At 60.8% G+C, this 22826-nt stretch carries 27 protein-coding genes and 1 tRNA gene; 10 read left to right on the top strand and 18 right to left on the bottom strand.

Annotation, left to right across the window (positions count from 1 at the left end; all coding sequences use genetic code 11):
- The first annotated feature begins 54 nt into the window (after window positions 1-54).
- Window positions 55-528 (top strand): cyclic nucleotide-binding domain-containing protein, encoded by a 474-nt coding sequence (locus AC0J41_RS05220; RefSeq protein WP_025110638.1) that lies wholly within the window; start codon window positions 55-57, stop codon window positions 526-528.
- Here AC0J41_RS05220 and AC0J41_RS05215 read toward each other — a convergent pair.
- On the bottom strand, window positions 525-809 hold the full coding sequence (locus tag AC0J41_RS05215) for a hypothetical protein (RefSeq protein ID WP_025110639.1): 285 nt from the start codon (window positions 807-809) through the stop codon (window positions 525-527). The two genes, AC0J41_RS05220 and AC0J41_RS05215, sit on opposite strands and share 4 nt — an antisense overlap.
- An 80-nt stretch (window positions 810-889) precedes the next feature.
- Here AC0J41_RS05215 and AC0J41_RS05210 point away from each other — a divergent pair, with 80 nt between their 5' ends.
- The 4 genes from AC0J41_RS05210 (at window position 890) to AC0J41_RS05195 (ending at window position 3118) form a co-directional block, all read left to right on the top strand.
- Window positions 890-1576 carry a spermidine synthase gene (locus tag AC0J41_RS05210; protein WP_025110640.1) on the top strand — a complete coding sequence of 229 codons (687 nt, stop codon included), beginning with the start codon at window positions 890-892 and terminating at the stop codon, window positions 1574-1576.
- 50 nt (window positions 1577-1626) lie between these two features.
- The gene (locus AC0J41_RS05205) at window positions 1627-1998 is read left to right on the top strand and encodes a YajD family HNH nuclease (protein WP_473014763.1); all 372 of its coding nucleotides are present in this window, start codon (window positions 1627-1629) and stop codon (window positions 1996-1998) included.
- A 189-nt stretch (window positions 1999-2187) separates the two neighbouring features.
- Window positions 2188-2658 (top strand): RNA methyltransferase, encoded by a 471-nt coding sequence (locus AC0J41_RS05200; protein ID WP_007911337.1) that lies wholly within the window; start codon window positions 2188-2190, stop codon window positions 2656-2658.
- Between the two features lie 82 nt (window positions 2659-2740).
- Entirely contained in the window at window positions 2741-3118 is a 378-nt protein-coding gene (locus AC0J41_RS05195) for a YgaP family membrane protein (protein ID WP_025110641.1), read from the top strand.
- Window positions 3119-3221: 103 nt separating this feature from the next.
- Here AC0J41_RS05195 and AC0J41_RS05190 read toward each other — a convergent pair whose 3' ends face one another.
- Together AC0J41_RS05190 and AC0J41_RS05185 are read right to left on the bottom strand one after the other, a co-directional pair.
- Entirely contained in the window at window positions 3222-4451 is a 1230-nt protein-coding gene (locus AC0J41_RS05190) for a hypothetical protein (protein ID WP_473014762.1), read from the bottom strand.
- Window positions 4452-4525: 74 nt separating this feature from the next.
- On the bottom strand, window positions 4526-4975 hold the full coding sequence (locus tag AC0J41_RS05185) for a YcgN family cysteine cluster protein (protein WP_025110643.1): 450 nt from the start codon (window positions 4973-4975) through the stop codon (window positions 4526-4528).
- Window positions 4976-5254: 279 nt separating this feature from the next.
- On the opposite strand from AC0J41_RS05185, the gene AC0J41_RS05180 reads away from it, so the two are divergent.
- On the top strand, window positions 5255-5848 hold the full coding sequence (locus tag AC0J41_RS05180) for a nitroreductase family protein (RefSeq protein WP_025110644.1): 594 nt from the start codon (window positions 5255-5257) through the stop codon (window positions 5846-5848).
- Window positions 5849-5972: 124 nt separating this feature from the next.
- On the opposite strand, the gene AC0J41_RS05175 is transcribed toward AC0J41_RS05180, so the two are convergent.
- From AC0J41_RS05175 to rnd, 3 genes are all read right to left on the bottom strand, one after another.
- Window positions 5973-6905 carry a D-2-hydroxyacid dehydrogenase gene (locus AC0J41_RS05175; RefSeq protein WP_473014761.1) on the bottom strand — a complete coding sequence of 311 codons (933 nt, stop codon included), beginning with the start codon at window positions 6903-6905 and terminating at the stop codon, window positions 5973-5975.
- Between the two features lie 118 nt (window positions 6906-7023).
- Window positions 7024-7317, bottom strand: a complete 294-nt coding sequence (locus tag AC0J41_RS05170) for a YcgL domain-containing protein (RefSeq protein ID WP_025110646.1) — start codon at window positions 7315-7317, stop codon at window positions 7024-7026.
- Entirely contained in the window at window positions 7314-8447 is a 1134-nt protein-coding gene (rnd, locus tag AC0J41_RS05165; RefSeq protein WP_025110647.1) for a ribonuclease D, read from the bottom strand. The genes AC0J41_RS05170 and rnd overlap by 4 nt, the downstream gene beginning before the upstream one ends.
- A 267-nt stretch (window positions 8448-8714) precedes the next feature.
- Here rnd and AC0J41_RS05160 point away from each other — a divergent pair, with 267 nt between their 5' ends.
- Entirely contained in the window at window positions 8715-9896 is a 1182-nt protein-coding gene (locus AC0J41_RS05160; protein WP_473014759.1) for a cyanate transporter, read from the top strand.
- Between the two features lie 200 nt (window positions 9897-10096).
- A complete protein-coding gene (locus AC0J41_RS05155) occupies window positions 10097-11032 on the top strand; it encodes a LysR family transcriptional regulator (protein WP_025110649.1) in 936 nt (311 codons plus the stop codon).
- A 3-nt stretch (window positions 11033-11035) separates the two neighbouring features.
- Here the strand turns inward: AC0J41_RS05155 and AC0J41_RS05150 are convergent, their stop codons facing one another.
- From AC0J41_RS05150 to AC0J41_RS05120, 7 genes are all read right to left on the bottom strand, one after another.
- Complete coding sequence (locus tag AC0J41_RS05150) at window positions 11036-11401, bottom strand: 5-carboxymethyl-2-hydroxymuconate Delta-isomerase (RefSeq protein ID WP_025110650.1); 366 nt, start codon at window positions 11399-11401, stop codon at window positions 11036-11038.
- 53 nt (window positions 11402-11454) lie between these two features.
- Window positions 11455-12663 (bottom strand): low temperature requirement protein A, encoded by a 1209-nt coding sequence (locus AC0J41_RS05145; protein WP_473014757.1) that lies wholly within the window; start codon window positions 12661-12663, stop codon window positions 11455-11457.
- Window positions 12664-12837: 174 nt separating this feature from the next.
- Window positions 12838-13758: a LysR substrate-binding domain-containing protein gene (locus tag AC0J41_RS05140; protein ID WP_007963299.1), complete on the bottom strand. Its 921-nt coding sequence runs from the start codon at window positions 13756-13758 to the stop codon at window positions 12838-12840.
- Window positions 13759-13846: 88 nt separating this feature from the next.
- Window positions 13847-15931 (bottom strand): DUF6311 domain-containing protein, encoded by a 2085-nt coding sequence (locus AC0J41_RS05135; protein WP_473014755.1) that lies wholly within the window; start codon window positions 15929-15931, stop codon window positions 13847-13849.
- A complete protein-coding gene (locus tag AC0J41_RS05130; protein ID WP_025110653.1) occupies window positions 15928-16314 on the bottom strand; it encodes a GtrA family protein in 387 nt (128 codons plus the stop codon). The genes AC0J41_RS05135 and AC0J41_RS05130 overlap by 4 nt, the downstream gene beginning before the upstream one ends.
- Complete coding sequence (locus AC0J41_RS05125) at window positions 16311-17021, bottom strand: class I SAM-dependent methyltransferase (RefSeq protein WP_025110654.1); 711 nt, start codon at window positions 17019-17021, stop codon at window positions 16311-16313. The genes AC0J41_RS05130 and AC0J41_RS05125 overlap by 4 nt, the downstream gene beginning before the upstream one ends.
- Before the next feature lie 3 nt (window positions 17022-17024).
- Window positions 17025-17990: a glycosyltransferase family 2 protein gene (locus AC0J41_RS05120; protein WP_025110655.1), complete on the bottom strand. Its 966-nt coding sequence runs from the start codon at window positions 17988-17990 to the stop codon at window positions 17025-17027.
- Between the two features lie 276 nt (window positions 17991-18266).
- Between AC0J41_RS05120 and AC0J41_RS05115 the strand changes: the two genes are divergently transcribed.
- Window positions 18267-18458: a YegP family protein gene (locus AC0J41_RS05115; RefSeq protein ID WP_025110656.1), complete on the top strand. Its 192-nt coding sequence runs from the start codon at window positions 18267-18269 to the stop codon at window positions 18456-18458.
- A 153-nt stretch (window positions 18459-18611) separates the two neighbouring features.
- Window positions 18612-18818, top strand: a complete 207-nt coding sequence (locus AC0J41_RS05110; RefSeq protein ID WP_025110657.1) for a hypothetical protein — start codon at window positions 18612-18614, stop codon at window positions 18816-18818.
- Between the two features lie 80 nt (window positions 18819-18898).
- Here AC0J41_RS05110 and AC0J41_RS05105 read toward each other — a convergent pair.
- The 5 genes from AC0J41_RS05105 to dapA all read right to left on the bottom strand — a co-directional run bounded on the left by AC0J41_RS05105 (window position 18899) and on the right by dapA (window position 22592).
- Window positions 18899-18988 (bottom strand) — tRNA-Ser (locus AC0J41_RS05105).
- An 84-nt stretch (window positions 18989-19072) separates the two neighbouring features.
- Complete coding sequence (gene purC / locus AC0J41_RS05100) at window positions 19073-19786, bottom strand: phosphoribosylaminoimidazolesuccinocarboxamide synthase (protein ID WP_102354440.1); 714 nt, start codon at window positions 19784-19786, stop codon at window positions 19073-19075.
- A gap of 28 nt (window positions 19787-19814) precedes the next feature.
- On the bottom strand, window positions 19815-20576 hold the full coding sequence (locus AC0J41_RS05095) for an MBL fold metallo-hydrolase (protein ID WP_473014754.1): 762 nt from the start codon (window positions 20574-20576) through the stop codon (window positions 19815-19817).
- A gap of 4 nt (window positions 20577-20580) precedes the next feature.
- Complete coding sequence (bamC, locus tag AC0J41_RS05090; protein WP_025110660.1) at window positions 20581-21696, bottom strand: outer membrane protein assembly factor BamC; 1116 nt, start codon at window positions 21694-21696, stop codon at window positions 20581-20583.
- A 17-nt stretch (window positions 21697-21713) separates the two neighbouring features.
- Window positions 21714-22592, bottom strand: a complete 879-nt coding sequence (dapA, locus tag AC0J41_RS05085) for a 4-hydroxy-tetrahydrodipicolinate synthase (protein ID WP_025110661.1) — start codon at window positions 22590-22592, stop codon at window positions 21714-21716.
- Window positions 22593-22826 lie beyond the last annotated feature (234 nt).

Genomic DNA, 22826 nt, shown 5'->3' with positions numbered 1-22826 from the left:
CACAACGGTCCGTGTAGTGCCTGAAAACCGTGAAAACAAAAAGATTGCAATGACATGTCAGAACCAACCCTACTGAACAACGAAATCCGCGACTGGCTGATGGACTGCGGCCTGTTCGACCAATTGCAACTGGCGGACTTTGCCGCGGCCTCGGGCTATTTCAGCATCAGCACCGTGGCAGAAGGCGAAGCGATTTTCCGCGAGGGCGATGCCGGCAGCTTCATGTGCATCATCCACACCGGCCAGGTGGCCGTGCAGAAAACCGGCAGCGATGGCCAGGTAGTGACCATGGCCATCCTGCGCAGCGGTCGGGCGTTCGGCGAAATGGCCGTGCTCGATGGCGAACGGCGCTCGGCCACCTGTATCGCCGCGAGCAACTGCCAACTGCTTAACCTGGGCAAGGACTCGCTGGAAAAAATGCTCAACGACGCGCCGAAGATCGCCGCGAAGATCATCCGCGCCCTCGCTGTCTCCCTGTCCAAACGCCTGCGCATGGCCGACGGCCAACTGGCGGCGCAGCAGATCTAGCCGCCGGGGGATTTGGCCTTGGTGCCGCTCGGTTCGACACCCGGTACCGGTTGATCCTTGCTTGGCGGGCTGGGCATTTCGATCGGCACCAGCGGCGGACTGCCACTGCCCGCACCTGACTTGGGAATGCTGATCGGGGTGATTTGCGGATACGGCGTCGGCGTTGCGGTACCGGGCGACCCGGGTTGCGGCGTCGGGCTGACCGGAATGGTCTGCTGCGCCTGCACTGCAGTAATCGTGAGCGCGGCCAGGGCAATGACCGTTAGAATGGTGCGCTTCATCAAGGGCTCCGTTTGGCCTCTAGTCTGCGCTCAGGCTACTCCCAACGGGCCTGCTTGCCTTCCCCCTTGTAGAGATTTCCATGAAACGTTTCGTTCTGCTCGACACCACGCCGATCCCTGACAACGGTGGCGCCCTGTGCCTGTTCGAGTATGGCGAGGATTTCGTCATCAAGATCCAGGGCGGCGACGGCGGGCAATTGATGAACACGCGCATGCACGGTTCCGAAGATGCGCTGGCCGAAATTCCATGCCGCAAGGTCGCCGGACGGCCGAATTCGCGGGTACTGATCGGCGGTTTGGGCATGGGCTTCACCCTCGCTTCGGCGCTCAAGCACCTGGGCAAGAGCGCCGAAGTGGTGGTCGCCGAACTGGTGCCCGGCGTGGTGGAATGGAACCGAGGGGCGCTGGGTGAAAAGTCCGGTCGGCCGCTGCTCGATCCACGCACGGTGATCCGTCAGGACGACGTGGCCAAGGTGCTGCAAAGCGAGCCGAATGGCTTCGACGCGATCATGCTCGACGTCGACAACGGTCCCGAAGGCCTGACGCAGAAGGCCAACAGCTGGCTGTATTCGGCTGCCGGGCTCAACGCCTGCGCCAAGGCCCTGCGGCCCAAAGGCGTGCTGGCGGTGTGGTCGGCCAGCGCTGACCGGCAGTTTTCCGACAAATTGAAGAAGGCTGGTTTCAAGGCTGAAGAAGTCCAGGTCTTCGCCCACGGCAACAAGGGCACCCGCCATACGATCTGGATTGCCGAGAAGCTCAAGGGCTGAGCTAAACTGGCGTCATAACCGTCATTAGTCTTTTTTACAAAGGTGAACCCATGAGTTCGTCCACCCAGACCAACACGTCGAAGCTCGATCGCATCCTTGCCGACAACCAGCGCGACAAGGAAATGGGCTACCGCGACAAGGCCCTGAAGATGTACCCGCACGTGTGTGGCCGCTGCGCCCGTGAGTTCTCCGGCAAGCGCCTGAGCGAACTGACCGTGCACCACCGCGACCACAACCACGACAACAATCCGCAGGACGGCTCGAACTGGGAGCTGTTGTGCCTGTACTGCCACGACAACGAACACTCGCGCTACACCGACCAGCAGTATTTTGGTGACGGCTCACTGAGCACGCCGAAGATTGCCAAGGCGACGCATAACCCGTTTGCCGCCCTCGCCGGGCTTATGAAGAAAGAAGACTGAAGATCTTCAGCGCCTGAACTGTCCCCTTCGCGAGCAAGCCCGCTCCCACAGGATCCTCTGACGACCGAGACCTCTGTGGGAGCGGGCTTGCTCGCGAAGCGGCCAGAACAGCCACCACAAGTCCTGAACCTGCCCGCTCTCCTCCAATCCCCGTATAATCGCCCTCTTTTTCCCGAAGGCACCCCGCTCGTGGCAGACAAACGTTACAGCTGCATTGGTTTGTACAACCCCAAGTCACCGGAGAACGTCGGTTCGGTGATGCGCGCCGCAGGCTGTTACGGCGTGGCGTCGGTGTTCTACACCGGCAAGCGTTATGAACGCGCCGCCGACTTCGTCACCGACACCAAGCGCGTGCACTACGACATCCCGCTGATCGGCATCGACGACCTGAAGAAGATCCTCCCGCTCAACTGCGTACCGGTTGCTGTGGAACTGGTCGAAGGCGCCCGTCCGCTGCCTGAATACACCCACCCGGACCGCGCGCTGTACATCTTCGGCCCGGAAGACGGCTCGCTGGACAAAGAGATCCGCGACTGGTGCGAAGACGTCGTGTACATCCCGACCACCGGCTGCATGAACCTCGCTGCCACGGTCAACGTCGTGCTCTACGACCGCATGGCCAAGGGGCTGAACACCCGCTCTGGGCCGAAATTCCGCTGAAACGTCGCACATCCGATGGAACGAGCCGGCCGTTGCGGCAGTCAGCATATCTATCTATTGCACATTGCCTGGGAGACAGATCATGACCGAGCTCAAACGCGTCCAACGTATCGAATCCACCCCGTTCCAGAGCCGTTCCGAACAGAACGTCGAAGGCTGGGAGCGCATCGGATCCCTGGCCGGTGGCGTGATCATGGTCGGCAAGGGCCTGCGCCGTGGCGGTGTGTTCGGCCTGCTTCAGGTGGCGATTGGCGGTGTGGCGATGGCCCGTGGCATCACCGGACACAGCTCGGTGAAAAGCCTGCTGGAGAAAAGCCGTCAGGACATGAACAACGTGCGGGCGAAGATCGAGCGCGCCGGTGAAGAGTTGAGCAAGCTGAAGGCCAATGCCGAGGCGGCGACCAGCACCGCGACGGTGACTGGCAATGATTCGGTGAAATCGCCCAAAGCCGGGGTTTGAGCCTGAACTTGCAGTGAGGCTACCGGCCTCTTCGCGAGCAAGCCCGCTCCCACAGTTTGAAATACATTTCCCTGTGGGAGCGGGCTTGCTCGCGAAGGCGGTATCACTGCAGTAACGCGCTATCAAGAACCTTGGAGGGCTCGCCCAGAACGCTCTCGGCCAGTTGCACAAACGCCTTGGTACTCACCGTCCCCAAATGCATCGCTGCGCGCAGCACATCATCCAGCGAGCGCTTGTTCCGCGTCTTCAGGCGAATCTCGCGATCCAGCTCCTGCAGCACAACCACCGCTTTTGACATCTGCGCCGGGCTGAGCTGTTCGCCGCGCAAGGTCGTGACTTTCTGACTGTCCCTGGTCAGCTTCGCCTGCAACGCCTGATAACGCTCATCGCTCATGCCCCCGGCACGACGCACCAGCTCGATGGCGTAATACTCGGCAAAGCCTTCGCTGATCCAGTCGCTGCGCTGCTCGTCGTTGATCCGTCCGAACACCTGCGCCAGCTCGCGCACCAGCGCACTGCTGCCGCTTTCGCTGACCAGCGGCAAACGCGTGTTGAGATAAATCGATTCATGCGCACCGAGACTGCCGCGCCACATCGGATCATTGGCGCCGACGATCAACAGTTTGCCCGGATGCCGTGGGTACACAGCCTGTACCTGCGGCCAGATGAACGTCAGCAACGTCAACACATCCATGCGGCGCATGCCCTGCCCTTGCGGCGAGGCCACGGTGACTTCGGTTTCGCCCAGGCGCGTGCGGCGACTGCCGAGGTGGCCGGCCAGCATCCAGCCGGTCGGCCGATCGAACAGGCGTGAAGGGTTGTCGATGCGGAATTTGTTCTTGCCGATGCGCGGCCAGGCGGTTTCGACGCTTTGCCAGCCGTCGGGCAGTTCGAATTGCAGACGCGACACCAACTCGACGCCATCCTGCTGATCGAGTTTGGCCGGCGGTACCAGATCATCACCGCGCAGCAGTGCCCAGTTCGGGGTCATGCGCGTGTCGAAGCTGCCGCTCTTGCGCCCGTGGCTGAGGGTGACGCGATAGGTCAGGCTGGCCTTGTCGCCCGTCGGACGCCAGAGGCCACGGGCCTGCTTGCCCGGGGTCAACTGCCATTGGCCATCGGCTTTGAAGTCGCTGTAATGGCTGCCATCACCGAGGTCGAAGTCGAGGCTGCGCACCGCTTCGCCTTTGGCCAGGGTCAGGCGCACCTCGGCCTGATCGCTTTGCGGCAACAGACGCACGTGGTAGTCCAGATCGACCTTCTTTGCCGCCCACACCGGCGCGCTCAACGCCAGCAGGCCAATGCCGAGCGCCCGCCGCAATCCCACAGCCATACACACTCCTTGCTTGCGCTGGTGAGTGCTGCGCACTCAATCGGGAGTAAGCTCCCTCGCCACAGATTTACAGATTAACCGGCGCGGAAAATCAGGTGATCTTCCCAGTCGTCTTCCGGCACGCTGCCTTCGGCGAGCATGCGCCCGGACTGGGAAATCCGTTCGTGGTGCACGGCGTCACGGTCGCCGCACACCAGGTGGTGCCACAACGGCAGATCCTTGCCTTCGCTGACCAATCGGTAACCGCAGGTCGGCGGCAGCCATTTGAACTCTTCGGCCTGGCCCGGGGTGAGCTGGATGCAGTCCGGGACAAACTTGATGCGGTTCGGGTAATCGCTGCACTGGCAGGTTTTCAGGTCCAGCAGTTTGCAGGCGATGCGCGTGTAATAGACGCTGTTGTCTTCTTCATCTTCGAGTTTCTGCAGGCAGCACAGACCGCAGCCGTCGCACAGCGATTCCCATTCCTCGTGATCCAGTTGATCGAGGGTTTTGCGTATCCAGAACGGTTCGACTTTGGCGGCCATGGCTCAAGCATCAACATCAGGTGGTGAAAAGGCCGCCAGTCTAGTGCCCCAGACCGTGCGGGCCAAGCGCTGGCGACTGCCGGTTGCGCAACGCTTGTCAGTTTCGATGCCGGCGCGTAGCTTTGCCTGTCGCAAGGAGCCTTGCCCGGAAGCCATTGACGCTCGACCGCGTTGCATTCCGGTGAACACCAAAGGCTCGGAAAATCCCATCGTTCAGCGCAACTGATCCCGCCGGGTTTTCATTCGACTCTCTGACTCAAATACAGCAAGGAATCTTCGATGAGTGCCAACCCTCGCGTTGCCGATTACGCCATTCACCCGCAGTTCACCGATCGCTGGTCGCCCCGCGCCTTCACGGGCGAAGCGATCCCGGAAGAAACCCTGCTGAGCTTCTTCGAGGCCGCGCGCTGGGCGCCGTCTGCGTACAACTCGCAGCCGTGGCGCTTCCTGTATGCGCGTCGTGACACGCCGAGCTGGGAGCGTTATCTGGGCCTGCTCAACGAGTTCAACCGCAGTTGGGCGCAACACGCCTCGGCGCTGGTGATCGTGATTTCGAAAACCACCTTCACCGCACCGGGCGCGACGGAAGAAACCCCGGCGCTGTGGCACACCTTCGACACTGGTTCGGCGTGGGGCCATCTGGCGCTGCAAGCGAGCATCAGCGGCTGGCACACTCACGGCATGGCCGGTTTCGATCAGGAACTGACCCGCAAGGAGCTGAACATCCCTGAAGGTTATGCGCTGCACGCAGCCGTCGCCGTCGGCAAGCTGGGTGACAAGGCAACCCTGGCCGAATACCTGCAGGCCCGTGAAGAACCGAGTTCGCGTCGTCCGCTGAACGAACTGGCGGCTGAAGGCGACTTCACCCTTTAAGCCATCACCAAAAACAATGTGGGAGCGAGCCTGCTCGCGAAAGCGCTGTGTCAATCAACATTGATGTCGACTGACACGCCCTCTTCGCGAGCAGGCTCGCTCCCACAGTTTGTAGTGCGCTGACTCAGTAACCGCGTGCGAAATCCACTTCCCCGCGCAATGCTTCACCCGCCTGATACGCTTTCAGGTTCTCGACAAACAGCTGCACCATCAACGCCGGCGACGTCGGTGCCGAGCTGTGTCCGGTCAGCAGCAAGCCCCAGGCCGTCCAGAACGGATGACGTTGCGGCAACGGCTCCTGACGGCAGACGTCGATTACCGCGCCGGCCAGATGCCCTTCCTTCAAGGCTTCAACCAGATCGGCATCCACTACCGCCACGCCACGCCCGACGTTGATGAACAACCCGGTCGGCTTGAATTGCTTGAACAGCGCCGCGTCGTAGATATCGTGGGTGTGCTCGGTGTTCGGCAGCAGGTTGACCACGTAATCGACCTCGCCCACCAGCCGTGGCAGATCCGCCATCGAACCGACCTCGACGAACGGCGCCTGCTCGCGAGCGCTGCTGGCGATGCCGTACAACTCGACACCGAACGGCAGCAGGAACTGCGCCACGCTCTGGCCAATATCGCCGGTACCGACGATCAGCACCTTGCGTCCGACCAGGCTCTGGCCGGTGCGGTTGTCCCACTTGCGCTCGACCTGGCTGACCAGGCGCGCCAGCACTTCACGCTCGTGACCGAGCATGTAGGTCAGTACGTATTCGGCCATCACCTGACCGAAGATCCCCACCGCGCGGGTCAAACGGTAGTCGCGGCGCAAACCGTCGGCGAGCAACGGCGTGATGCCGGCCCAGGTCGATTGCAGCCACTGCGGTTGGTGGCCCTGACGCAACAGGGTCGCCAGCAGGTCCGGCTGCCCCAGCCACACCGGGCAATCGGCAGCCTGACGGGCCAGTTCGGCGGAGTCGCCGCTGGTCAGTACTTCAAGTTCGGGGGCCGCCTGACGCAGCAGCCGGGCGTACACCGCGTGGTCGTGTTCAGCAATCAGAACGCGCATCTTCAAACCTTTCGCAAACCGTGCAGGCAACCGCCGAGGGAGTCACGCTCCTTCGTGGCGGTCGTCGCCGTAAAATCAGTTCCAGAGTGGCAAGAGGCCCAGAACAGGGCCTCGCAGATCAGACCGGGTCGTTGCGTCGCAGCAATTCTTCGGGCAGGTGTTCGATGTACTCGTCCTCGGCCGGCGGCATCTGCAGGTGATAGCCCTGCTTTTCGAGGTTTTCCAGAACCACGACGATGTCCTCGCTGGCCAGCTTACGCTCGGGCGAGAGCACCAGATCGAACGAATGTTTCGGTTTGCCGAAGGCCAGCATCAGCGCTTCCGGCACCCGCTCAAGCGCGTCACTTTTGAGCACGTAAAGATACATGCCGCTGCGCTTGGAGCTTTGGTAGATGGAACAAATACGTTTCAAGGCTGTTCTCCGGCGGTGGCCAGGCTGTCGAGCAGCTTCTGACCCATGAGTTCGCGGCGCCAGCCACGCAGCGACTCAGGCAATTGATAAGGTCCCTCGGGGAAGCCGCTTTTGACCAGTGCTTCGAGGGTTTTCTTGCGTAGCATCAGTTCCGGCGCGATACCCAGACGCTCGGCTTCGACCTGGCCGAGGGCACGCAGTTGCTTGATCAACGCAGCGGCCTCGACCGGCAATGGCTCCGGCACTGCTGGCGGCCATTGATCAGGCCCCACACTGCCAGAGCGTTTGATCAGATCAAGCAGAAACTGGCCGTCCTGACGCACGGTACGTGGGTGCATGTCTTCGATTTTGCCCAGCGCCGCGAGGTTGTCCGGTTGCGTGCGGGCCAGCGGCCACAGCGAATGCTCGCGAACAATACGGTTGCGCGGCAGATCACGGGCGCGGGCTTCTTTTTCCCGCCAGGCGCACAGCTCACGCAGCACCGCCAATTGCGCACGGGACAGTTTCCACGCCAGCTTGGCTTCGCGATAGACCTCGTACGGATCGGTTTCGCGGCGCAGGTTGGCTACCAGTTCGGCACCGTCCTCCAGCACCCAGGCGAATTTGTCGTCAGACAGTTTCGGCCGCAGTTGTACGAAAACCTCCGCCAGATGCACCGCATCTTCAGCGGCGTAGCTGATCTGCGTGTCGGACAACGGGCGCTGCAACCAATCGGAACGGGTTTCGCCCTTCGGCAGCTCGATGCCGAGCACTTCCTGCACCAGACGCGAATAGCCCATCGAGAACCCGAGGTTCAGGTAGGCCGCCGCCAGCTGCGTGTCGAACAACGGCGCCGGCAGGCTGCCGGTCAGACGCAGCAGCACTTCGAGGTCTTCACTGCAGGCATGCAGGACTTTGAGCACCGCCGGGTTTTCCAGCAACGCCGCCAGCGGTTGCCAGGCGTCGATGGTCAGCGGGTCGATCAGGTAGGCGCGTTTGCCGTCGCCTACCTGCAACAGGCCGGCAATCGGGTAGAAGGTGTCGACCCGCATGAATTCGGTGTCGAGGGCAACGAACGGCAGCTGCTGCCACTCGGCGCAAAACTGCGCGAGGCTATCGTTGTCGCGAATCCAGTGAATATCGATGGCCACACGGCTCTCCCTTGAAGAATGGCGCGCAGTATATATCGCCGCCGGCGATTTACGCGCCTGCGCCGGGCAAGAGCTGTAACGAAATGTCCTGCCAGTGAGAAAGAATAGTCTGACAGCGAGGTCGGCAAGATTAATCCGCGCATCAGCCCCTGACGCAGCGCCTGCCGGAAGCGGTATTTAATTTTTAAATAGCACTCGGGAAATCTGATTTGCCGATACCCGCGGAGCACCGCCTAATCGACAGCCTCCGCTATCCAGAGTCTGCTGATGGAAAACGTTCGCGCCACCGCTCGCCCCGTTGTCTGGCTGATGCTCGGCATCATGCTTGTCGCGCTCAATCTGCGCCCGTCCATGGCGGCCGTCGGCCCCCTGCTGTCGGCCATACGCGGCGACATACCGCTGAGTTTCAGCATGGCTTCGCTGCTGACCATGTTGCCGGTGATGAGCATGGGGCTGGCGATGTTTTTCGGCATTGGCATCAGCCGACGCCTGGGCAAGCAACGCACGGTGATCCTGTCGCTGTTGATTATCGGACTGGCGACGCTGTCGCGGCTGTGGCTCGATTCGGCGGCGCAGTTGATAGGCAGCGCAGTGCTGGCGGGGATTGGCATTGCCTTGATTCAGGCGTTGATGCCGGTGCTGATCAAGTCACGCTTCCCCGACCATGTGGCGCTGTGCATGGGGCTGTACGTCACCGCGATCATGGGCGGCGCGGCGCTGGCCGCCTCGTTTGCGCCGCTGGTGATGGTGCAGACCGGCAGCTGGCGCATCGGGCTGGCGATCTGGGCGACACTGGCCTTGCTCGCGTTGCTGCTCTGGTGGACACAGCCGCACCCGCCATCCACCCCGAACACGCCAGCCGGAAGAGAATCGTTCTTCTCCAATTCCCGCGCCTGGTTGCTCGCTATCTTCTTCGGTCTGGGCACGGCGTCCTACACCTGCGTACTCGCCTGGCTGGCGCCGTACTACGTCGAACAAGGCTGGAGCGAACAACACGCCGGCCTGCTACTGGGTTTGCTGACGGCCATGGAGGTGATTTCCGGGTTGCTGACCCCGGCCATTGCCAACCGCAGCCGTGACCGACGCGTGGTTCTGGCTGTGTTGCTACTGCTGATCATTGGCGGCTTCTGCGGGCTGATCCTCAGCCCGCAACACCTGAGCCTGCTGTGGCCGTGCCTGCTGGGGCTGGGCATTGGCGGTCTATTCCCGATGAGCCTGATCGTCTCGCTTGATCACCTCGACAACCCACAGCGTGCCGGTGGCCTGACCGCCTTCGTGCAAGGCATCGGCTACTTGATCGCAGGGCTATCGCCGCTGCTGGCCGGCATCATTCGTGACCGTCTCGGCAGCTTCGAATGGGCGTGGTGGGCGCTGACCGCGGTGATGGTCGTGATGCTGCTGATGGTGCTGCGTTTCAACCCCCAGGCGTACACCCGACACATCCGCTGAAGCCGAATACCGTCATCGGGCTAGAGGCTTCTTGCCATCTTTTTAGCGTTTATTTGGCGACGTCGTGTTGCTAAAACTTTCTGTCCCACAACTGACATTGAAACGTCCTACAGGGCTTTGTCCTGGCACCATCGTTCCGTTACGATCATGCGCACACGTTTGCGCGGATTCAGCGCAAGGAGCACGGTGGGACGGAACGGATGCTGAACAGTAACTTGCTTCGAAAGCTCGACATGCAGGACCTCATGGTGTTTATCGCCGTGTATGAGCAGAGCAGCGTCACGGATGTCTCGGAGACTCTGTGCGTCAGCCAGTCCACTGTCAGCTACTGCCTGAAAAAATTGCGCACCAGTTTCGAAGATGATCTGTTCATCAACACCCGCACGGGCATGCGCCCCACCTACAAGGCCGGCACCATGTACGGCCATGTGCAGAAAATCCTCGAAAGCATCAACCTGTGCCACGCCGGCGCTCCAACCTTCGATCCGGCCCGGCAAGCGGTGACCTTCAATATCTGTGCGCCGGAATACTTCGAGCAACTGGTGTTGCCGCGCCTGTTGAAGCGTTTCGACTTCGACGATTTGCCGGTTATCGTCAACATGCACAAGTTCGAGACCGACGTGCCTGCCGAGGAATTGCGCGACGGCAGCCTCGATCTGGTGATCTGTTTCGGCCCCAACTTCCACCGCAGTCACACCGATCTCAAGTCGCGGATGCTGCTGGAGGACGACCTGGTCTGCGTCTTCGACAAACGTGCCACGCCACTAGAGCCGCGCCTGAGCCTGCAAGCCTTCACCGAGCGGCGGCATGTATTCCCGACACCGTGGACTTCCACCACCAACATGGTCGACGGCTGGCTGGCCCGGCAGGCGCAGAAACGGCAGATCGTCGCGCGCTCCAACAGCTACAGCGCGGCGCTGAAAATGATCACCGGCACCGACTTCATCCTCACCCTGCCCCGGCGCATCCAGCGCCTGCTGACCAAAGAGACGGTGTTCAATCACTGCGAGGCGCCGAACGGCCTGCCCGGGTTCACCCTCGACATGCAGTGGAGCCATGCCGCCGATCAGGACAGCGCCAACGTCTGGCTGCGCGAACAGGTGATCAAGGTGTGCAGCGAACTGGAAGCGGCCTGAGTCCTACACGCCGATGGCAGTCTTGGTGTAGGAATCGCGGTCGATATCGAGCAGCTCGACGCAAAGTTGCACTTCGACTCCCGCTGGCCACTCGCACAGATCCTGCAACACGGCCAGCAGGCTATCGGAAAGCTGCTTTTTGATCTGCGGCGATCGACCGCTGAGCAGCGCCAGCTTCACGTGGATGAAGGCGCGCTCGCCCATGCCGGTACCGACCTTGAACGTCTCGACCTTCACCGCGCGGCTCTTGATGTCGAATTCCGCCGCGAACTGACCGGAACCCACCAAGGTGTTATTGAGCCGGATCAACGCCACATCGGCGTTCAACTGCGGCAAGTTGGCGGTGTATTCCATGTGCAGGTGTGGCATGAGCATGCTCCAGTCGGACGGCAGAAAGGTCGTACATATACCACACCGCCGCCCTACTCTCCTGCGGGTTTTTCGGGCGTGATCGAGGTTAACGCCTGGCGCACGGACAAGGTCTCCCAAAGCGCCACCAGCACCACGATCGCCGTGGTCAGGGCTCCGAGCATCAACGCCGAAAACCACTGGTTCAACGCCAACGGCAGCGCCAGCGTGAGCAACAGCAGACCCGCCATGTGCGACAACGGCGGCAACGGCCGGTCGGACATGACCCACTTGAACAGCGCATTGCCCAGCAGAAACAACCATGGCCCGCCCACGATCACCAGGATGCCGGCGTCACTGGCGTGATCCGGATGCACCAGCACCAACTCGTCGGCCACCGCGCTGACAATCACCCCGGCGACGATCAGCACATGCAGATAGGTGTAGGCGATTCGTGCCTGGCGCCCCGGATCGCTCGAATGGGCGATGCGATGATGCGCACGTTCGGCACCGCTGTCGAAGTACACCCACCACATGGCAATGCTGCCCAGCACCGCGACCAGAAATGCAATGACCCCGGTGACGCTCAGCGTCAGCTCGGCGAACGTCGCACCCGTGACCAGCAACGATTCCCCCAGCGCAATGATCACGAACAGTGCGCAACGCTCGGCCATGTGATTGCCTTCGACGTTCCAGTCGCTCAGCGACGAACGTCCCAGCCCCGGGACCCAGAAATACAGCGAGGGTGACACCAGTTCAATCAACAGCGCCAGCGCCCAACACAGCAAGCGCTGCTGCCCTTCGAGAAACGCCCCGGCCATCCAGAACACCCCGGAGAGCGTCAACCACGCCAGGATGCGCTGAAAATTGCGGGTCATGCCCAACGATTCGCCACGCACTGCCCAGATCGCAAACAGTGTGCGCCCGACCTGCATGAACACGAACGCCGAGGCAAACATCAGTCCGCGCTCGGTGAAGGCCTGTGGAATAGATGACGACAGCAATAGACCGGCGATCATCAACCCGAACAAGCCGAGGCGGATCGGCAGTTTTTCCGGGTCGAGCCAGTTGGTGATCCACGAGGTGAAAATCCACACCCACCACACGGCAACCATCAGCAACGCCACCTGCACCGCCCCCGCAATCGACAGATGCGCGAGCAGCGAATGCGACAACTGGGTCACGGCAAACACGAACACCAGATCGAAAAACAGCTCGACCATGCCGACCTTGCCGCTGTCGAGACTGCCGCGTCCACGCAGCAACGAACGGGAAATACTCATGGGACAGGTCTCCGCCGGGATCATTGCCATTGAGCAAAGCAGGCCGGCCAGATGAACGCAACAACCTGGCAGGCGTGAGCCTGTTCGCGATGAGGGTGTGCCAGTCGCATCAATGTTGCCTGATACAGCGCTTTCGCGAGCAGGCTCACTCCTGCAGGAGATTTGTGTTGGGGATCAGGGCGCGGTCAGCGGCCGCTCACTCATGAACGCTTCGAGTCGCGAACGCAGCCAGCGCTCGGCCGGATCGCTGTCGACATGGCTGAGCCAGACCATCGACAGATCCAGCATCGGGGTCTTGAACGGAAACGGTTCCTTGAACAACCGCCCGGAAGCGGCCATGGCTTCGGCGGTGTAGTCCGGCAGGCTGGCGATCAGGTCCGTGCCCGCGAGCAACGCCGGCAACGCACTGTATTGCGGCACCGACAGCACCACATGGCGGGTACGGCCGATTTCCGCCAGCCATTCATCGGCATAGCCACTGATGTTGGCGGTGTGGGACACCAGCACGTGCGGGCGTGAGCAGTATTCATCGAGGGTTAGTGGCGAATCAGAAGCATCGGCGCGCAGGATGCTCGGCTGGATATGCCGCAGCAGTTTGCGCTTGGCATTGGCCGGCAAGCCTCGGGTCTGGCTGATGCCGACGGTAATGTCGCCAGCGGCCAGCAGGTCGGGAATGCGCCAGTAGTCGACGTGTTGCACCACAAACACCACGCTGGGTGCCTCCTGGCGCAACGCCCGCAACAACGGTGGCAGCAGGCCGAATTCGACGTCATCGGACAGACCGATGCGAAACGTCATGTTGCTAACGGCCGGGTCGAAATCGTGGGTCAGGCTCAGGGCCACCGACAGCGAGTCGAGGGCCGGCGACAGGTACTTGAACAGTTCTTCGGCGCGGGCGGTCGGCTCCATGCGATGGCCGACGCGGATGAACAGCGGATCATTGAACATCGCGCGCAAGCGATTGAGCGCCGAGCTGATGGTCGGCTGGCCAAGAAACAGCTTCTCCGCTGCCCGGGTCACGTTGCGCTCGAGCATCAAGGTTTCAAACACCACCATCAGGTTGATGTCGGCCTTGCGTAGTTCATTTCGATTCATCCATTGCCCCTGATCCCCAGACTGCGGGCAGTGTATGAAGTCCTTGGGACTGGCGTCTATCAGACGATTGGCCGTTTGTTCGACAATTTCACTTGACCGTCAGTGTCTTCAGTCCAAGCCCCATGACGCGCGCATCATCATTGAAGCCGAGCTTTTTCGGGCTGACGGCATCGGGCAGATGCAGCCGGACGTCCAGAAACTCCTCCGCGGCCAGGGCGGCGCTGAGCGGAATTTCCAGCCGATTGTCCTGTACCTGGGTCAGACGCGTTGAATACGCCTCTACACCATTGATGCTGACGATCACCCGCTGGCTGAGATTCGGCGGCATGGCAAACGCCAAGGCATCGATCACGATCGCACGTGCTCCGGGGGTGACTCGCAGCAGCAATTCCGCATCCTGCCCGTCACTCCAGGTACCCCAGGCTTCCGGCGTTGACCAGCCTTTGGCCAGTTGCCGCGTGCTGCGATTGAAGGCCTGCACCAGCCCCGGCTGACTCAACGGTATCGGCGACATTGCCCGCCCCTGATCAACCATCGCCCGGCATTGGCCGCAGTGCTTCCAGCCTGGGGCCAGCACGACAAAGTCATCGACTCGGGTCAACAGATCGGTGTCGCTGTGAATGCTTTTTACTGCCAGCGCCAGCGCATCGTCATCGAGGATGTACAGCGAGTCGGCGTCGTACTGGCCACTGGCAAGTTCGCTTTGCGTGGTGCGCTGCAGCTTTTCCAGCGCCTTGGGGCTCGTACGCCCCAGGTAGGCCGCATCGGTTTTCAGCCCGCGGGTGGCGGCGAAATCGGCAATCGCCTGCCACTGGTCTGGCTGGTTTTTCGGTGTCACGGCACGGATGCTCTTGTAGTGTGCCGCCGCGCTGTCCCAGAACGGATCATGCATCGGGCTGACCCAGGCCACGGCTTCCGGGACCATTTTCGCAGCGTTCAAACCGGCCCAGACAATCCGCATATCGGCAACTTGCACCGCCAGCGCGAGCGCCAGCAGCCCGATGGCGATTCGCGGTCGATAGCCGCGTACCACCAGATAAGTGAGCAGTATCACGATGACGTAAAATACCGGCCAGAACATCCGTCCCGAGGCGCGGAAAATATTCGAAAGCCCCACCACAAACTTCGGTAACGGATAACTGAAGGTCTGCAGGCCGACACCGATATGGTTCGACAACGCGAACAGGGTCAACCCGATCAAGGCCCAGAACAGCAACGGGCGGCGGTTCAGCAGTGCCTTCAGCGAAATGCCGCTGCGGTACCAGCCAATCAGGGCCAAGGGCACCAGCAGCAGCACGCCAAGCCCCAGATAATTGAAACCTTCGTAATCGCCGCCAGCCGTGGGAATGTTAGCCAGAACATAAGACCAACCGTCCGCATCCACCAGCGACAGCAGGTTCATGCGATAAAAACCGAAGCCACCGCTCACCGCGCCACCGGAAATACTGAAATAACCCGCTTGCCAGCAGCACACGCTCACCAGCGCGAACAAACAGCCCAGCTCGATCAGGACCTGACGGCGGGTCAGTTTATCCGCCCGCAGTTTGCCAAACAGATCTGCCACCCAGATCAGCGCCACCATGCCCAACAGGTAGGCATGAACCAACGCCGTCACGGCCAGTAACGCACCCCATGCCAGACGTCGGCGCTGCAGTGCCGGGTGCAACGCCAGATATAGCGCCGCGAGAATCAGGAAGTGCCCGGCCAGCGAAAGATGGCCACCGGTACGCAAAAACATCGGCGGCGAAAATACCAGGAGACCGGCACCGAGCAGGCGCAATAAAGGGTTTTCGGTGATCAAGCCGAGCAGCTTCCAGGCAAACCAGGCTTGCAGAACGAAACACAGCAACAACCACATGCCAAAGTACTGGAAGGTCTCCGGCAGCCACGCGTTGAAGGGTTTGAACAGCAGCGCCAGCAGCGGATTGGAGTCGGAGAAAATGATCGCGCTGCCCAGCTCCATCCCATAGGACGGGTTCAGCCCGAGAGGAAAGGTCCAGGGCGAATGGCGAAAGAACACCCAGCCCAGATAATGCGTTGCCGGGTCACCGTCCTTGAGCCAGGCAATGTTTTGCGGATCAAGGGCGCGCGGGCCGATCACCAGAAAGAACGCCAGCGCCCCCAACAGGATCGGCAACAGCGCCAAGGCCGGGTGCTTGTTCAAGTCCTTCATCGGTACGTCCAGAAGTTATGCAGCACGAAGGTGAACGCCGGAATGATCAGTGCCACGGCACCGATGCCCAGCAAATAGTGAAGACCGGCGATCTGCGCCGCCCATGCGACGAACATGGCCAACAAAAATCCGCCAAAGGACACCAGCATGAAGCGCGACAGCGTTCTGCCATGCAGCCGGGCGGAGAAACTCCAGGTGGTGTTGATCAAATAGGACACCACCGTCGCCACGGCAAATGCCACACCGTTGGCCAGCGGCGGTTGCGGGGCCACGAAGTTGATGAACAACACCGCCACCAGTGCATGCAGGGCCGTGACGAACAGACCGGTCACGGCAAAGCGCAAACCGCGCTGGATCAACGCCGCTCTGTCGGCTGATGTCACGGCTTGCGCGCCAGCACAAACACACTCAGACCGGCCAGGCGGTTCACGCCCATCAGCGGCAGTTCAAGGCTGCACAGGGTCTTGAGCACGCTGTTGACCAGCGGATGATGGCGTTTGAGCTGAGACTGCGGTGCTGCAGCCTGCGGCCCTTTGGGCAGCAGACGCAACGCCGCCGCGATCGGAAACACCGCACCGAAATAATAGGCACCGCGCTGCACAGTCAACCCGGCGTCATGGGCCAGGGTTTCAAACTGCGCAAGGGTGTAGCGGCGTTTGTGTTCGAGGAAGTCGTCGTGTCCGCTCCATAGGAACTGGAACGCCGGCACGGTCATCAGGAAACGGCTGCCGGACGGCACTTTATCGACATAAGCCTTGAGCAGACCAAGGTCGTCGTCGACATGCTCCAGCACGTCCATGAGCAGCACCAGATCGGCGTCGATGGCGTCAATGTCGCGGCGGTAATGCACCGGTTTGCCGGCCGTGGTCGCGTCCGAATCGGCGGGGTAGCTGATGTCGACGCACCACGCTTCCTGCGCAGTGGTTTGGGTCAACAGATGGTGGGAGAAAAAACCCGACCCGGCGCCCACGTCGAGAATCCGCGTGATCGGCGCATCGCCCAGCAAACGCCGGGTCGCTGCCGCTTTGGAGCAGTAGTACCAATGCTCGCCGATGCTGTCGCCGAGGATGTCGGTTTCCTTGAGATCCATGTTTCAGTCCTTGGGGTCATAGACGCGACGCACCAGAAAAACCGGCCGGCGTTTGGATTCGATGTAAGTGCGACCGAGGTACTCGCCGAGCACGCCGATGCCGATCAGTTGCAGGCCACCGAGGAACGTCACCGCCACCATCAGCGAGGCGTAACCGGGCATGTCGACGCCATGAATCAACGTGCGCACCACAATAAAAATGGCAAAGGCAAAGGACACCAGCGAGACCATCGCCCCGATGTAGGTCCAGATGCGCAGCGGTTCGGTGCTGAAACTGGTGATGCCTTCCAGGGCAAAATTCCACAGCCGCCAGCCGTTGAACTTGCTCTCCCCGGCCACACGCTCGGGGCGCTCGTAATCGACGTGGGTGGTACGAAACCCTACCCAGGCAAACAGGCCCTTCATGAAGCGCCGGGACTCCGGCAGGGTCAGCAAGGCATCGACCACGCAGCGGTCCATCAGGCGGAAATCACCGACGTTTTCCGGCAGCGGTTGCTCGGCGATCTTGTTGTGCAAGCGATAGAACCAGTGCGCCGAAGTCTGCTTGGCCCAGGTGTCGCTGCGGCGACTGATGCGATGGCCGAGCACCACCTCGTAGCCTTCGCGCCAACGCTCGATCATTTGCAGGATGATTTCGGGCGGGTCCTGCAGATCGGCATCGATGGGAACGACAATCTGCCCGGTGGCGATCTGCAATCCCGCAGACAGCGCCGCCTCTTTACCGAAGTTGCGACTCAGGTCGACGATGCGCAGACGCGCGTCGTGCTGCTGGCGTTGCAGCAGCCGCTCAAGCGTGGCATCGGTGCTGCCGTCGTTGACGAATACCAGTTCCAGATCAATCGACGCCTGGTGCTGGAAAACTTCATCGATGCGCAGGACGAACGCATCGAGACTGTCCTCCTCGTTAAAAACGGGGACAACCAGCGATAACGTGACCCGTGTAGCCTGTGGCGTTCCGTGCTCAGTCAAGGGAATGCTCTTTTTATAGTGATTGTCGGTCGTCGAAGGATTTTCGACGCCATGAGCCGTCCCGTATTAAGCAGTAGCGTTGATAGCCTTGCAAGGTGGAAATGGCGACATTTTGGCCAATCCAGACGCCGATGCGTGCGCTCTAGCCCGCGCTCTTCAGAAACATCCACCAACGATTGGAAACAAATACCCGATAGCGAAAAAAACTCGCTCCGCTAGGCTTGCGTCGATGCGCCACACAGGTTGTCGCAATAACCATCGCAAGGAGCGAACCGAATGTATTTCGAGATCTACAGGCAATCCCGCGGCACCCCGACCACCGGCAAAGGTCAATGGCGCTGGAGGCTGCGGGCGGGGAACCACGAGACAGTTGCCAGTGGCGAGTCGTATATGAACAAGGCCGACTGCTTACATGTGATCGAGTTGATCAAGGGTGTGCAGGGCGAAACACCGGTGAAGGAAATCTGACCCCACCAGTCGGTGTAGCGCCGTTTCCTACAGCCTCTTCCTTTTTTGCCTGAACCACTGGCGAAGCACGTTGGCGCCCCTACGCTATTCAGCGTATGGGGCCATCCGGCTCTGTTGCGCCACATAACATTCAAGCCCAAAAGGAGCCGCACCATGGCTAGAGACAAAGCGAAAGACGACAAGCACTTCAACTGCACCCAAACACACGAAGCCGACTACGTCGCCAGCCTCTATCCGCACGCCAAGGATGAAGTGAAAACCTTCCTGGCCACGGCTTGCAAGGACAACACGCTGCATAACTCGACGCACAAGGAGGTGTACGACTTGATCAAACGCAAGCTGGGGCATTCGCAGCCGTGAGTGACTGAGGCGGGTTTCGATAAAACCCGCAGAAACAAAAAAGCCCCGTAGCTTCTCAGCTACGGGGCTTTTTCTATGTATGGCGGAGAGATAGGGATTCGAACCCTAGGTACCGGTGAAGGTACAACGGATTTCGAATCCGTCCCATTCGGCCACTCTGGCATCTCTCCAACGGCGCGCATCATAACAACACTTTTGCCGAAAGCAAACCCTCTTTCGCAAAATTTCTCCGTGCTATCAGATGCTTGCGTCGATTAAAGCGGCACACCCAGACGGTTGGCAACTTCTTCGTAGGCTTCGATGACGTCACCGAGGCCCTGGCGGAAGCGGTCCTTGTCCATCTTCTTCTTGGTGTCCTTGTCCCACAGACGGCAGCCGTCCGGGCTGAACTCGTCGCCCAGGACGATGGAGCCGTCGCTGAACACACCGAATTCAAGCTTGAAGTCCACCAGCAGCAGACCGGCGTCGTCGAACAGTTTGCTCAGGACTTCGTTGACCTTGAGCGACAGTTCTTTCATGCGCGCCAGTTGCTCGGCGGTGCCCCAGCCAAATGCCACAACGTGGGATTCGTTGATGAACGGGTCGCCCTTTGCGTCGTCCTTCAGGAACAGTTCGAAGGTGTAAGGGTTGAGCTTCAGCCCCTCTTCAACGCCCAGACGCTTGACCAGGCTGCCGGCGGCGTAGTTACGCACGACGCACTCGACCGGGATCATGTCCAGCTTCTTCACCAGGCACTCGTTGTCGCCCAGCAGTTTGTCGAATTGGGTCGGAATGCCGGCCGCTTCGAGTTTCTGCATGATGAAGGCGTTGAACTTGTTGTTCACCATGCCTTTGCGGTCGAGCTGCTCGATGCGCTTGCCGTCGAACGCCGAGGTGTCGTTACGAAACAGCAGGATCAAGCGGTCAGCGTCATCGGTCTTGTAAACCGATTTGGCTTTGCCGCGGTAGAGTTCTTCACGTTTTTCCATGATGGGCTCCGCTTGCTAAGTAGATGGGCTAGGCGATATGGCGCCAGTCGAGCCCTGAATCTTGATCGGCCAGTTGCAGCCAGTCCGGGTCGCACCCGAGGGTGTCGACGAAACATTGCCGGGCCAGCTGCGGCAGGTTGTTCTTGCTGCTCAGGTGGGCGAGAACCAGATGCTGCAAGCCCTGCCACCCCAACTCGGCCACCAGGAATGCCGCCTGATGGTTATTCAAATGTCCCAGCTCGCCGCCCACCCGCTGCTTGAGAAAGTACGGGTAGTGACCACGAGCCAGCATGTCGCGGCAGTGGTTGGACTCGATCATCAATGCATCGAGATCCCGATAACCGTCCAGCACCCGCTCGCAGTAGGAACCAAGGTCGGTCAGCAGGCCGAAGCGCCGCTGCTCGTTATCACTGAATACATACTGGGTCGGCTCTTGCGCATCGTGGGCCACGGCAATGACCCGGATGCTCAGTGCGCCGATCTGCAGCTGCTCGCCGCCGGCCAGAAAGCCTGCGGGTTCGATCGGTTTGCGCATCCCGCGCAGTGTGCCGCGACTGAGGTAGACCGGCAGATTGTAGCGCCGAGACAGCAAACCCACGCCATGCACGTGGTCGGCATGTTCGTGGGTCACGAGTATCGCGCTCAGTTGCGCCGGGTTCACACCCAGGCGCAACAGGCGTTTTTCGGTTTCCCGCAGGGAAAAACCACAATCCACCAGCACATACGTATCAGCACTGGCGATCAGCGTGCCGTTCCCTTGGCTACCGCTGCCGAGAACGGCAAAACGCATGTGATCAGCCCAGGTTATCCTGAATCACGCTCAACACTTTGCGGGCCACATCGGCCGGCGCAACGGTGTTGATGTTCTTCTCGACGGTTACCTGAACGTTGTCACCGACCTTGCTCAGGCGAACCTGATAACGCTCGGCGCGAGCTTCAACTTCTTCCTTGGTCGGCGCACTGCCGAACAGGCTGCTGAAGAAACCAGGCTTTTCGTCTTTCTTCTCGGCTTTTTCGGCCAGGTTGATGTAGTACAGGCCCAGGCTGCGGTTGATGTCTTCAACGCGCCACTGACCTTGCTCCAGCGCACGACCGACGCTCGACCAGGCACGATCCAGGTCCGGGCCGACGTTCAGCACCGGGTTGCCGCTGCCGTCTTCGCTGAGACTGACACGGCTTGGGGTATCGAAATCACGCGAAGCCAGCATCGACACCGAACCGCCCTTCTCGGAGATCCGGCTCATGCTCGCGAGCATGTCGTCGACCAGGGCTGCGTCCAGGCCAGTGTTGACCGAACGGTTGGTGAAATCGACGTCGGCGGTGCTGCCGGCAGGACGCTCGGCGCTGACCACGTAGATTTCACTGGTGTTGCGCTGCACGCCCGGCTCGATGCGCACCCGCACGCGGGTTTCGCTGTCGGCACCGACACCGGCTGCGCTCAGGCGCTTGGCCATCGCGGCAGACAGTTCGTCGGAATGCTGCCAGGTGGTGCTGAATTCGCCGGTTTGCGGGCGCTGTTCATCCAGACGGAAACCGTTGTCCTGGAAGAACTGCACCGCCACTGGCCAGACTTCGGCCGGTGGATGCTGGGCCATGACCCAACGCGAGTCACCGCTCTTCTGCAGCGAGTAGTCCGTCGCATCGACAATCGCCGACAGCGGTTGAGGACGCGGCACCACGTATTCACCCTTGGCAGTGTCATCGGCCACGTTGCGCGGGATCGGCAACAGTGGATCCAGACGCTTGGAGGTGCTGACGTTCGGTGGCAGTTGCATCGGTGCAGTCTGTTGCGCTTCCAGGTAATCGCTACCACGGTCACGGAAATAACCTTCCGGGCCCCAGATCCATCCGCAGCCACTGGTGCTGGAGATAATCAAGGCAAGTGCGGAAAGTCCGGCCATTCGCTTCATGCGTTGTACTTCCTCAATTAAACCAGGACGCTGCACTGGCGCAGGGCCGTGCGAAGCGTTTCATGACAAGGAGCGCTCAGCCAGGTCAGCGGCAGGCGGATGCCTTCGTGCATCAGGCCCATTTCAACCAAAGCCCACTTCACCGGAATCGGATTGGCTTCGATGAACAGGTCCTTGTGCAGCGGCATCAGTTTTTCGTTGATGGCCCGTGCGGTCTCGGCGTCGCCGTTCAGCGCAGCCTCGCACAGGTCGGCCATTTCGCGCGGGGCGACGTTGGCGGTCACGGAGATGTTGCCTTTGCCACCCAGCAGGATCAGCTCGACCGCGGTCGGATCATCGCCGGACAGCACGATGAAGTCCTTGCTCACGCCGTCAATGATCGCTTTGGCGCGTTTCAGGTCGCCGGTGGCTTCCTTGATGCCGATGATGTTCGGCACGGTGGACAGGCGAATCACGGTCTCGGCCTGCATGTCGCAGGAGGTGCGGCCAGGAACGTTGTAGAGAATCTGTGGAATGTCGACCGCTTCGGCAATGTGCTTGAAGTGCTGGTACAGGCCTTCCTGAGTCGGCTTGTTGTAGTACGGCACGACCAGCAGGCAGGCGTCGGCGCCGGCGGCCTTGGCGTTGCGGGTCAGCTCGACGGCTTCACGGGTCGAGTTGGCGCCAGTACCGGCGATGACCGGGATGCGGCCCGCTACCTGCTTGACCACGGCTTTGATGACGGCGATGTGTTCTTCTACATCAAGGGTGGCCGACTCGCCGGTGGTACCGACCGCGACAATGGCGTGGGTGCCGTTTTCAAGGTGGAAGTCCACGAGTTTTCGGAGGCTGTCCCAGTCAAGACGCCCTTGTGCATCCATGGGTGTGACCAGTGCCACCATACTGCCCCGAATCATGAAAACGCTCCTGCCGGAAAAAGAGAGCGGTAATGGTACTGGCGCCAAGATGCTTGTACAAGCGAAGTACTGCGCCGCCATTCCCCTTGGCGTCGGTTTTCGCTACCCTTCAGACTTTGATCGGTACAGATCAGCTTGTACGCCGGGTTCCAGCCTCCCTTTTCGGCCTCCCAGGTCCCGTTCCAGCGTCGCTGCTGCACGCTCCACTATTATTGGAGCGAATTGCGAGCCGTG

This window comes from Pseudomonas sp. Arb-4-2C, assembly GCF_055755015.1.
The sequence above is the reverse complement of the archived record's forward strand: the minus strand, read 5'-3'. Positions and strand labels throughout refer to the sequence as shown.